Source organism: Patescibacteria group bacterium, assembly GCA_022560785.1.
Taxonomy (GTDB): Bacteria; Patescibacteriota; Minisyncoccia; order Phycocordibacterales; family JADFSL01; genus JADFSL01.
Genome location: JADFSL010000003.1, coordinates 20,010 through 30,738 on the forward strand (window position 1 = coordinate 20,010; position 10,729 = coordinate 30,738).

Sequence of the window (10,729 nt, forward strand, 5' to 3'; positions counted from 1 at the left end):
TTGATAGGTGTGTGGTAAAGTTTCACCACTATGAATATGGTTGGCGTTAAAATCTCTCCTGTAAATATGGAGGATCGGAAAAAACTCGGCATTCGTGCCGGAGACACAATTCGTGTGTGGCAGAAAATACAGGAAAAAGACAAAACAAGACTTCAAGCATTTGAAGGACTTGTGCTCGCGACTAAGCACGGCAGTGAGCCAGGGGCAACGTTTACAGTGCGTAGGGTTGCAAGCGGTGTTGGAATGGAGAAAATTTTCCCACTATATTCTCCTATGATAGATAAAATTGAGATTATAAAGCGTTCAAAAGTGCGTCGGTCAAAACTCTACTATATTCGTGAAAAAGCGGCTAAGGAAATCAAGCGCCAGATGCGTCACATGACCATGGTCAATCTTTCAACTTCGTCACAAAAGGACGATGAAGCAGAAGAAGAGCCAGCTGAAGATGTGGTTACAAATGAAGATGGAGAGGCACCAGAGCAAACTGAAGAAAATCCGAAAGAGAAAGAAGACAATCCCAAAACAGGTGGAGATACGGATGCAGAAGCAGACAAGAAAGAGTAAACTGGAGTAAATGCCCAGGTGGTGAAATTGGTAGACACGCTACCTTGAGGGGGTAGTGGGGGCAACCCCGTGCTGGTTCAACTCCAGTCCTGGGCACAAATACAAATAGATACTGCTGTGTGGCAGTATTTACTTATATTTTTGTGGACTGGAGTTGAACTGGAAGGGGGTCGGGGGAACATATGTTCCCCCGTGGAGGAAAACAGATCGCAGAATGCGGTCGTTAGAAACAGTGAGTTTCTAAGGCGCAACGAATGAAATGAGTGAGCAGTGAAATTTCCAGTCCTGGGCACAAGTTATTTTTGTAATGAAAAAAGCGAAGGGTAGCACCCTTCGCTTTATGTGTTATCAGTTTCGTCATACGAATTAAATACAAGTTGAAAAGTACGATATACAATCCAACATGCAATTCCAATAGAAAGCAGTGGGTCTATTAGGATCCAACCACTTATCCAGATGAGAATACCTCCTATGACCACTACAACACTTTGTATGAGATCGGAGATTACATGAAAAGACAGAGCGCGATGTGCATGGTGTTTGTGCTCGCTTGCCGCACCTTCAAGGACATGGTGTTGCCAGTAGTTACCAACACCACCGATGAAGGCGACAACAATCATCACCGAACTTATTATCTCATTTGGATTCTCAAAGCGTTTGATTGCTTCAAACACTATCCAGATCACAATTAGGAACAAGAGTCCAATATTAATCCAAAAGGCGACATTGCGTACACGTTTCGCTTGAGCACCGAATCTGACGAGCACAGCAGCCAAAAGTGTTACCACGATGGCAGTACTGTCGCCGAATACATGTCCTGCATCAGCAAATAATGCAAGGCTATTCGAGACAATTGCACCAATGATTTCAAAGATAAGAATTGCGAGAGTAATCCACAGTACCCGGGAAAGCCGTCTGACCTCACACCAACAATCGGTAGGGTCAGGGCAGTTAATAAAGTGCCCCTTCATGGGAACCTCCTTGCTGGTTATAATCTGTTAAAATCAAAACATTTATTTTTTATATTGTCAATTACATCAGAAGTAGTATAATCGCTCTAATGCTCTACACACGGAAAGGTGATTATGGAAAAACAGGCACATTCGGTAGTGAAAAGAGAATCTCAAAAAGTTCTGTACTTTTGGAAGCCCTAGGAACGATGGACGAGATGAATTCATTCTTGGGTTTATGCAAAGTGTCCACAAAAGAATCCGGATTCAAACTCGGCAGGACACCACTCCACGAGATAGTGCACGCAGTTCAGAAAAATCTGTTCATTATTCAAGCAGAGCTTGCTGGTGCGGATAAGACTATAGATGAGAAGAAAGTAAAAGCACTAGAGAGTATTGTGGATGCGACAGAGAAAGAACTTCAGCCTATAACAACATTCTTTATTTCAGGAGGTACTGAGCTTGCGGCGCGCTTTGATTTTGCGCGAACACTCACGCGCCGCGCTGAAAGGCGAGTCGTTGCAGTAAATGAAAATACCGAGCAGAAAATAGGCGAGCACACACTCGCATACCTCAATCGACTTTCGAGTTTATTCTATACACTAGCTAGACTTAGTAACCATCTCTCTGGTATAACTGAAGAGTCTCCGGATTATAAATAGACATGGTGGCTGTAGCTCAGCGGTAGAGCCCTCGGTTGTGGTCCGAGTGGTCGTCGGTTCGAATCCGATCAGCCACCCAAGATAATATAAAAATAGCATGTGCCATTTTTATATTGACTCTGTGTGTAGTGTGTTCGGATTCGAACACGAAAGGGGTCTGGGAAACAGTTGTTTCCCCGTGGCGGAATTATTCAAACCGAGGGGTTTGAAAGCGCAGCGAACAAAGTGAGCGAGCAGTGAGTATTCCGATCAGCCACCCAGTAAAATCCAATACTAATTTATAGTGGATAAGTTTTGCGCTTTAAGAGTGCTAATTTTCTATACTATAGGCATATGGAACTAACTCTATTTCTGGCTCAACTATTTGGGCTCTACTTTATAATTATGGGAAGTGCTTTGCTTATAAAGCGAAAAACACTGGTTTTTGTCATTAACGATTTATTTAAGTACAGTGGATTTGTTTTTTTTACCGGAATCATAATTCTCATTATGGGGCTTCTTTTGGTTTTGAGCCATAATGTCTGGGAGCCGGGTCTTGCATGGATTATCACACTACTTGCATGGGTAACGTTGGTTAAAGGAATGTTGTACATCTTCTTACCTCAAGCTGTACTTGCAAAAATTGGGAAACGATTCAGCAAGAATGGCTGGTATCCATTGGCAGGGATTATCGCTATTGCTATGGGTATATACTTTATTTCACAAGGATTTGACCTTTTCTAAAAATCATTGCATAAGTTTATAAAAAAGTGCAATTTCCAAAACCCTTGCCTTTTTTAAGAATATAGTATTAAATTACATGCACTTATTATTACTAGAGATATGTATATTTAGGTATGAACAAAACAGTACTTACATTAGTCGTTATCGCAGTAGCCCTCCTTGGGGGATACTACGTATTTACCACTTCTCCAGCAGGAGATGGGCAAGTCGCAAACGTTGCATCGGTTTTAACACAAGACAATGATGTATACGCCGAGGACCAGCTTGCGGGTAGTACCGTCGTGGTGCGAGGCGTAAAGTTATCAGCTCCAGGATATGTTGTTATACATCTTGTGGCACAAGATGGTTCAGCCGGTGACATTGTGGGCAATTCTGAATTGCTATCAGAAGGAATCACCGAAAATGTATCAGTGAACCTTGCTGGAGTTTCAGAAGTTGGTGACGCATTTGTCGCTATGCTCCATTCAGACAATGGTGACGGGGTATTTAATACAGAAGAAGACGCACCGACAGTCGATGGTACAGAAATTGTAGTAATGCAATTTGACATCGTAGCTGAGATTGCTGAAGCAACGGAAGTTGATGAAGTAACAGATGATGGTAATGAAGTTGTGAAAGATGGTGATGTGGTGGAAGATGATAGTGTTACAGAGGAAGAAAAGACTATAGAATAATTCAAATACATCAAACAAAAAAGAGGGGCATTAGCCCCTCTTTTTTGTTGCACGATGAATGTGTCAATTTACAGTGTGGTGAACGACTGCTCACTTGATGTTGCGGTGTTGCTCAAGCTATCTACAGATTCTACGATAAAGTGGTAGGTCGTGCTAGCGGTGAGTCCAGTAATATCAAGCGAGTGACTTACCGTTAGTATACCATCTTCCACTTTTGGTATGCTTTCACTTATTGTGAATCCTGAAGTGGTGTCATAGTAGACCGTACTGTCTGCATTCTCATCGGTTGTCCAAGTGACAACCGTTGTGCTTGCAGTTATATTTGCTGAAGCCACACTACTGATAACTGGTGCGGTAGTATCAGGAGCTGTTGTGATGAAATGATGATCACTTGATGTTGCTGTGTTGCCTGAAGTATCGCTTGAAACAATGGTATAGAAGTAAGTTGTTCCCTCAAGTAGTCCAGAGAGCTCTATACTATGGCTCTGTGTCATGGAAGTGTTGCTGACAAAGTCTGTCTCACTGTCGCTAGTGTTGACTGGATCGGTGGTACTGCTGTAATAAACGATAGAGTCGGCATCCTCATCGGTCGTCCAAGTAATTGTCGCTGAGGTGTGGCTGTCGACCGTCTCATTTACATTACTTATAACTGGGTTTGTTGTGTCTGGTGTGGGCGGTTTGGTTGTAAATGTAAACTCATTTGACGTTGTTGCATTCCCAGACGGGTCTTCAGACAAGACGATAAAGTAGTATGTAGTTTCAGCTATCAGTCCGGCAATTATTAGTGAGTGGCTTGTTTCATAATTTGCAGAGTGCACTGATGAATCGGAAGTACTGACTCCAGAGGTCGTGTCGTAGTGAACTGTACTGTCTGAAATCTCATCAGTGTCCCATGTTATGGTTGCAGTAGTTTGAGTTGTGCTCGATGCAACATTACTGACTGTCGGTGCTGTAGTATCACCCTCTGGGGCAGTAGTGAACGAGTGAACACTTGATGTGGTTTTATTTCCAGATGGGTCTTTTGATGAAACTTCGTAGAAATACTCTGTTTCAGCAAGAAGCTCTGTTAGGTTAATACTATGTGATGTTACATCATTTGTGTTTGATACTGTTTGCGGGTCAAATGCATCATCTATAGGTGTTGAAGTAGCGTACTCTACTTTACTATCAGCGTTTTCATCAGTAGTCCAAGTAATAGTTGCAGTTGTGTCTCCCGTTACATCACTTCCAATTGATGAAAGTACTGGATCAGTTTCATCTGGAGCGTCGTCATCTGCACTATCATCCGCACATGCACCTAACACATCCCCATGAGACAAGTGTGCTCGCGCTACAGAACTACCTACTTTTATGGTTTGCTCGTTATCTGTATTGCCAGGAGGGACATGACAGAGAGTAATCTTTCCTTTCTTTCCATCTTTTTTACCCTTTTTATTCTTCAACTCAAATTTAAATTTGATCTCTCCATCCTCCTTCTGTTCAAATTTAAATTCAGTCTTAAGCTCGTTTTCACCATCTTTTTTCTCTGTTTTTAGTTCAATCTTTATTTTTCCCTCTTCTTCTCCTTCTTCCTGTTCAAATTTGAACTTGGATTTAAGCCCATCGCTTGAAGCAATTATCTTAATACTAACTTTTTCTTCATCATCTTTAATTGTGATCTTGAGTTCATCAAGGTTGTTCATATAATCCACAGCAAGCGTTGTCAAATCACTGATAATGTCATCAATGATAAAGAGAGCGATTTCATTCCCCTCATCTACAAGGATGATGCGTGTGTTTTCCAGATAGCCAAGAGCCACCGTTAGCGCTTCATTTGCTTTGTCTATATCGCCCGCATCGAATACGTGTCCAGCAAGTGGCGCACTTTGTGCTGTTTCAAGATTTGTTTCCGTTATTGAGTTATTATAGAAGTTACTTGTGCCGGTGACAGCAGCAAGTGTAATCCTTGCCTCATTTAACCGCTCCTCGGCAAACCTGAGACGCAAGGTGCTTTTTTTATTTCTCTTTGTAAATACAAGTTGCATTTTCTCCGATATAATATCAATAGGAAAGAGAAAGTCTCCAGGTTTTGCATCATTTGCTGTTGCAACAGTTACTGTCGAACCTCCAACAAGAGCCACTATTAAAATGGATGCAAAAGCAAACTTCCTGCTGAAAATTGAAAAGATTGATAGCTTCTTTTCGTAAGATTTTGTTTCTATATCACGCATAATTTTAGACCACAAAACACCTTTCTCTGAATCCGAGAGTTTTACAGGCTTTATTTTTTCCAGTTTTTTCTCAATATCATTAGATGGTGTTTCCATGTTCATGTAGGTTAACTCGTAATTTTTGTAATGCTCTGTGGTGGCGCACTTTCGCTGCACTTTCTGTAATCCCCAAGACCGAAGATATTTCTCCAAAAGTCATGCCTGACCAATACCGGAGTCGAAGTAAATCCTGATACTTTTCGCCAAGCGCGCTGATATGTCTTAGAAGATAACGATGGTCTTCTTTTTCCATCTCATAACTGGGATCCAAACCGTTCTCCTCTAAAGACACTGTCTTGCGTTTTGATTTTTTGTAATATCTAATGAGCTTTCGCTTGAGTATTGTGAAGATAAATCCGTAGAATGCCTCGTCAGACTTGTAGGAGAACTTTTGAAGTCCTATCCACAGTTCCACGAATGTATCTTGTAGAATATCCAAAGCGTCATCTCTACCTTTGGTATGCGATAGACAATAGAGAAAGAGCCGGTCATTTAAGTGCTCAAAAATCTCTCGGAATGCCTTCTCGCTCCCATTTCTAGCCTCTTCAATCAGAATATGCAGTTGTATACCACCTGAATTCACAGTAGCTTTCTCTATCAGTATGTAACTGTACCCAGAAAAGGTTACAAAATGCAACTATACCGTTTTTTATATCTCAAGCAGCAAAAGTGCAAACATTAACCCTATTCCAACCAAAATCATAAAAAGTTGCAAAGACGAGCGTTTTAAATCAGAAATTTTGTGAATCTCTGGCACAAGGTCAGATCCCGAAATGTAAATAAATCCTCCAGCAGCAAAAGCGAGCACTGCAGGAGTAAATATTTCACTGTTTCCACCAAGAACAAATGCAATTCCCACTCCAACTATTGCCAATAGAGCTGTTGCAAAATTAATAGCGAGCGCTTTCATTTTGGTAAATCCAGCATGAATTAAAAGTCCAAAGTCGCTGATTTCTTGTGGTATTTCATGCAGTATAACGGCAATAGTGGCAGCGATGCCGACCTCAATGCTTATAAGGTAACTTGCCCCGATGATGATACCGTCTACAAGATTGTGTATACCGTCTGAAATGATAACCAAAAAACCAAGTGGTTTAATATTGTCGCCAGTATGATCTTCGTTACTACCATGACCATGACAGTGATGCCACATGAGAAATTTTTCCAAAACAAGAAATGACAGAATACCTGAAATAATAAGTAGGGAAACCAGAGCTGAATTTTCTATTTTCTCAAATGCTTCTGGTATGAGGTGAATCAAAGCACCACCAAAAAGTGCACCAATTGCAAGACTCACTATTAGAAAAATACTTTTTTGGAGAAGTTCCTTCCGCAATGATAGAACCATAATTCCAATGAGTGATATAAGACTGATGATTATGACGCTTGAGAAAGCGTATAGATATATGGTAACCATAGAAAAATAATAGCGCACAAGTTGCATGTATACAATAAATCAGCTTCTTTGTGCAGTTTTTGCTATGCTATACTGTAAATCATCATGGAAGAAAAAAATCATCATGCGACTGAGTTTGAATATAATCAAATTACCGATGAAATTTTTATTGGCACCAATGCTTGTTGCGGAACACATTTCAGCAAGGAACTGCTGGAAAAAAGAATAACGGCGGACATGTCTCTTGAAAAGGAGCGTGTCGACCAGCCGTTTGGTGTTGAATTTTTTTTCTGGCTCCCTACAGCGGACGAGCATTCACCGAATGAAGATCAATTTACCGTTGGCGTTGCGATTTTGGAGCAGTGTGTGGCGCTCAAACGAAAAGTATATGTACATTGCAAACACGGGCATGGTCGGGCGCCGACGATGGTCGCCGCGTATTTTGTTGCACAAGGCGATACGGTTGAGGAGGCAATAGGTAAAATAAAAAAAAAGCGTCCAGTCGTTCACCTAAACGAAGAACAGGTTGAGTCACTCAACCACTTCAAGGAAAATATAAAGAAGTAATCCACAGTATTTTACATTGACTCGCTGTTTCTATATGCTAACATATGAACATATGTTCATATGTACATATGCATGATATAGATAAAGTTATAAGAACCACATCTGCGTTTAAAATTCTCTCCGACCCGACCCGTTTTAAAATATTGTGTCTGTTGCTCAAAGAAAAAGACGGAATGTGCGTCAACGAAATTGCTGATTCGGTTTGTGTTTCAAACTCTGCTGCATCACACCAGCTCTCCAAACTTGAATCAAAAGGTGTGGTACTTTCGTTTCGGGAAGGACAGACGATCTGCTATGAGTTAAAGCACAATTCATTTACAAAAAATTTGATAAGCGTTATTGGTATATTTAAACGATAATATGGCAATTAAGGTATTAGTTGTAATAATCATTATTTTTGTTGCGGTGGCGACCTACTTTTTTATAAGGGGAGAATCATTTCAAATCCCAAGAGGCGACACCATTACACTTGAAGAATTTGAAGGTGTGATGTTTGGTAACGCTTCGGAAGAAAATAGTGAGATAGATAAATCAAACAGCACTATGCCAAAATCAACACGAGAAGTATTTGTCACCGATGGCGTCAAGCATTCAATACCGCTTGATGAAATTCTCTCAGGTGGCCCGCCAAAAGACGGCATTCCGTCAATTGACAGTCCGAAGTTTATAGGCATAAAGGAGGCAGAAGGGTTTTTGAAGGACAGTAGTGTCGGTCTTGGAATTGTGTATAAAGGGACTAAACGGTTTTATCCATACCAAATTCTTGTGTGGCACGAGATAGTAAACGATACCATAGCAGATGACCCTATTGTGGTGACTTATTGTCCGCTTTGTGCAACCGGTGTCGTGTTTGAAAGAAAAATTAATGGCAAGCCTGTTGAATTTGGTGTGTCGGGCAAACTGTGGCAGTCAAATCTTCTTATGTATAACCGCTCAGATAATCCAGAGAATGAATCACTGTGGTCGCAAGTTCTCGGTGAAGCAGTTCTTGGAATATTTACCGGCTTTCGTCTTTCAATTATTCCGTCCGACACCGTACTGTATGGTGACTGGAAGAAAAAGTATGCAGATACCGAAGTTCTTTCTCGTAACACCGGAGCAACTCGCATATACGGATCGGATCCGTACGGAGACTATTATACCGATGACACCGTCAGTTTTGGTGCGACATTCAGCGACAGCAGACTTCATCAAAAAGAAATAGTACTTGGTATTGAGGTGAATGGAAAGTTCAAGGCGTATCATTCGCCTGCATTGACTGAGAGCACAACAACTGACACTTTTGACGGAGAACTTATTACTATAGAGAAAAGCGACATTGGAGAAGTGCGCATGTTTATAGGGGAAAACAAGACTCAATTGCCGTATATTGCAGGTTTCTGGTTCTCATGGCTTGCAGTGCATCCCAATACGGAGCTTTATAAATAAATATAAAAAATATGGATGAACTAACACCAAAGAATGAATACGAAGAAAGAAAAAGAGCAAAACAAGAAATGCGAGACAGTTCGCATAAGTCTGCACAAAAAGCTCAATCTACCAAATCATTTATTGGATATTTTATTCTTGTTCTTATTCTTTTTGCTCTGGGGTATTGGTTTTTCGTATCGGTTAGAAATGAATTGCCCAAAAGCGAAGACTTCAGTGTGGTATTTGACGATCAAGGCAGAAATCATATTAAAGAAGGCGACGAACATCCGCCATACAATTCAAACCCACCTTCTTCAGGGTGGCACTACGCAAACCCCGCTCTCATTGGGTTTTATGATCGTGATGAGGCATTATTTGACGAACAAGTAATACATAATCTTGAACACGGCGATATTTGGATTGCGTACCACCCACGAATTTCGGACTCTATTCTTGAAGAGTTGGAAACATTTGATGAAGCAAAAGTCATAATCACGCCGCGGCAGTCAAACGATACCGATATAGCCCTCGTTGCATGGAGGAGGATAGACAGCTTCGATATTGAAAACGATATGTTGGATAATCAAAGAATACAAGATTTTATTAGCAGGTATAAAAATAGGGGACCGGAAAGAATTTCAGGACCAAGTCCGCAACGGTAAACGTATGGAAGAGAAGGACAATAAGTATTCAATTCCAATTCCAATTGCTATTGTTATCGCAGGAGTAGTTGTAGCTGGAGCTGTCATATACAGCGGGTGGAGTGCTGGTGGTGCAGTCCCGCGTAGCGAGAATAGTTCATTCGGCAATAATCTTTCACCGACCGCAGAAAATATTCGTCCCGTTGATGAAAACGACCATATTTTTGGTAATAAAAATGCTTTAGTTTCAATTGTGGAATATTCAGATTTTGAATGCGCGTTCTGTAAGCGTTTTCATCCAACTCTTACGCGTATAATTGAAGAATATCCTAATGAAATAAAATGGGTATACCGACATTTCCCCCTTACTTCTATACATTCTCATGCGTTTCTTGCCGGCATGGCTTCAGAGTGTGCAGCCCAGCTTGGTGGGAATGATATATTTTGGCAGTTCACAGAAGAACTTTTTGATAATCAGAGCAGGTTAGGAACTGATTTGTACAAAGAACTTGCCAGTACTCTCGGATTACCACAAGTGGCATTTTCAGAGTGTCTTGAATCGGAACGGCACAGAGATAAAGTTCAAGCAGACCTTCGAAACGCAATTGATTCCGGTGGTCGCGGTACTCCGTTTACGATAGTGATAAATAAAGACGGAGAAGTATTTCCATTCAGTGGAGCGCTTCCATATGAACAAGTCAAAACCATTATTGAGAAGGCTCTTGCTAGTCAATAACGAAATATGATAAACAAGACATTCATCACAATTATTATACTCGCTGTTGTCGCCGTGGTAGGGGTGATGATATTTTCAAGTGGTGATTCAAAAGAATCTAATACAACCTTTGATACCGTTCCAGATTGTATTCTTATGGACTATGAAGAAAACGAAG

At 40.9% G+C, this 10,729-nt stretch carries 14 protein-coding genes and 2 tRNA genes; 12 read left to right on the forward strand and 4 right to left on the reverse strand.

The window, feature by feature from the left end; genetic code table 11:
* Positions 1 to 36: 36 nt before the first annotated feature.
* Positions 37 to 564: a 50S ribosomal protein L19 gene (gene rplS / locus IIB50_00585; GenBank protein MCH7529602.1), complete on the forward strand. Its 528-nt coding sequence runs from the start codon at positions 37 to 39 to the stop codon at positions 562 to 564.
* Between the two features lie 12 nt (positions 565 to 576).
* Positions 577 to 660 (forward strand) — tRNA-Leu (locus IIB50_00590).
* 242 nt (positions 661 to 902) lie between these two features.
* Here IIB50_00590 and IIB50_00595 read toward each other — a convergent pair.
* Positions 903 to 1,535: a cation transporter gene (locus tag IIB50_00595; protein MCH7529603.1), complete on the reverse strand. Its 633-nt coding sequence runs from the start codon at positions 1,533 to 1,535 to the stop codon at positions 903 to 905.
* Positions 1,536 to 1,624: 89 nt separating this feature from the next.
* On the opposite strand from IIB50_00595, the gene IIB50_00600 reads away from it, so the two are divergent.
* The 4 genes from IIB50_00600 (at position 1,625) to IIB50_00615 (ending at position 3,573) form a co-directional block, all read left to right on the forward strand.
* Complete coding sequence (locus IIB50_00600; protein ID MCH7529604.1) at positions 1,625 to 2,176, forward strand: cob(I)yrinic acid a,c-diamide adenosyltransferase; 552 nt, start codon at positions 1,625 to 1,627, stop codon at positions 2,174 to 2,176.
* A gap of 5 nt (positions 2,177 to 2,181) precedes the next feature.
* Positions 2,182 to 2,253 (forward strand) — tRNA-His (locus IIB50_00605).
* 256 nt (positions 2,254 to 2,509) lie between these two features.
* Positions 2,510 to 2,899: a hypothetical protein gene (locus IIB50_00610; GenBank protein MCH7529605.1), complete on the forward strand. Its 390-nt coding sequence runs from the start codon at positions 2,510 to 2,512 to the stop codon at positions 2,897 to 2,899.
* 113 nt (positions 2,900 to 3,012) lie between these two features.
* Positions 3,013 to 3,573: a hypothetical protein gene (locus IIB50_00615; GenBank protein MCH7529606.1), complete on the forward strand. Its 561-nt coding sequence runs from the start codon at positions 3,013 to 3,015 to the stop codon at positions 3,571 to 3,573.
* Positions 3,574 to 3,641: 68 nt separating this feature from the next.
* Here the strand turns inward: IIB50_00615 and IIB50_00620 are convergent, their stop codons facing one another.
* From IIB50_00620 to IIB50_00630, 3 genes are all read right to left on the reverse strand, one after another.
* Positions 3,642 to 5,879, reverse strand: a complete 2,238-nt coding sequence (locus IIB50_00620) for a fibronectin type III domain-containing protein (protein ID MCH7529607.1) — start codon at positions 5,877 to 5,879, stop codon at positions 3,642 to 3,644.
* Positions 5,863 to 6,405: a sigma-70 family RNA polymerase sigma factor gene (locus tag IIB50_00625; protein ID MCH7529608.1), complete on the reverse strand. Its 543-nt coding sequence runs from the start codon at positions 6,403 to 6,405 to the stop codon at positions 5,863 to 5,865. The genes IIB50_00620 and IIB50_00625 overlap by 17 nt, the downstream gene beginning before the upstream one ends.
* A gap of 66 nt (positions 6,406 to 6,471) precedes the next feature.
* Complete coding sequence (locus IIB50_00630; GenBank protein ID MCH7529609.1) at positions 6,472 to 7,239, reverse strand: ZIP family metal transporter; 768 nt, start codon at positions 7,237 to 7,239, stop codon at positions 6,472 to 6,474.
* 84 nt (positions 7,240 to 7,323) lie between these two features.
* On the opposite strand from IIB50_00630, the gene IIB50_00635 reads away from it, so the two are divergent.
* From IIB50_00635 to IIB50_00660, 6 genes are all read left to right on the forward strand, one after another.
* On the forward strand, positions 7,324 to 7,785 hold the full coding sequence (locus tag IIB50_00635; protein ID MCH7529610.1) for a dual specificity protein phosphatase family protein: 462 nt from the start codon (positions 7,324 to 7,326) through the stop codon (positions 7,783 to 7,785).
* A 44-nt stretch (positions 7,786 to 7,829) separates the two neighbouring features.
* Positions 7,830 to 8,144: a winged helix-turn-helix transcriptional regulator gene (locus IIB50_00640; protein ID MCH7529611.1), complete on the forward strand. Its 315-nt coding sequence runs from the start codon at positions 7,830 to 7,832 to the stop codon at positions 8,142 to 8,144.
* A 1-nt stretch (position 8,145) separates the two neighbouring features.
* The gene (locus IIB50_00645) at positions 8,146 to 9,213 is read left to right on the forward strand and encodes a DUF3179 domain-containing protein (protein MCH7529612.1); all 1,068 of its coding nucleotides are present in this window, start codon (positions 8,146 to 8,148) and stop codon (positions 9,211 to 9,213) included.
* An 11-nt stretch (positions 9,214 to 9,224) separates the two neighbouring features.
* Complete coding sequence (locus IIB50_00650; GenBank protein ID MCH7529613.1) at positions 9,225 to 9,857, forward strand: DUF3105 domain-containing protein; 633 nt, start codon at positions 9,225 to 9,227, stop codon at positions 9,855 to 9,857.
* 4 nt (positions 9,858 to 9,861) lie between these two features.
* Entirely contained in the window at positions 9,862 to 10,572 is a 711-nt protein-coding gene (locus IIB50_00655; protein MCH7529614.1) for a thioredoxin domain-containing protein, read from the forward strand.
* Between the two features lie 6 nt (positions 10,573 to 10,578).
* A partial coding sequence (locus tag IIB50_00660) for a hypothetical protein (GenBank protein ID MCH7529615.1) occupies positions 10,579 to 10,729 on the forward strand: 151 nt, incomplete at its 3' end.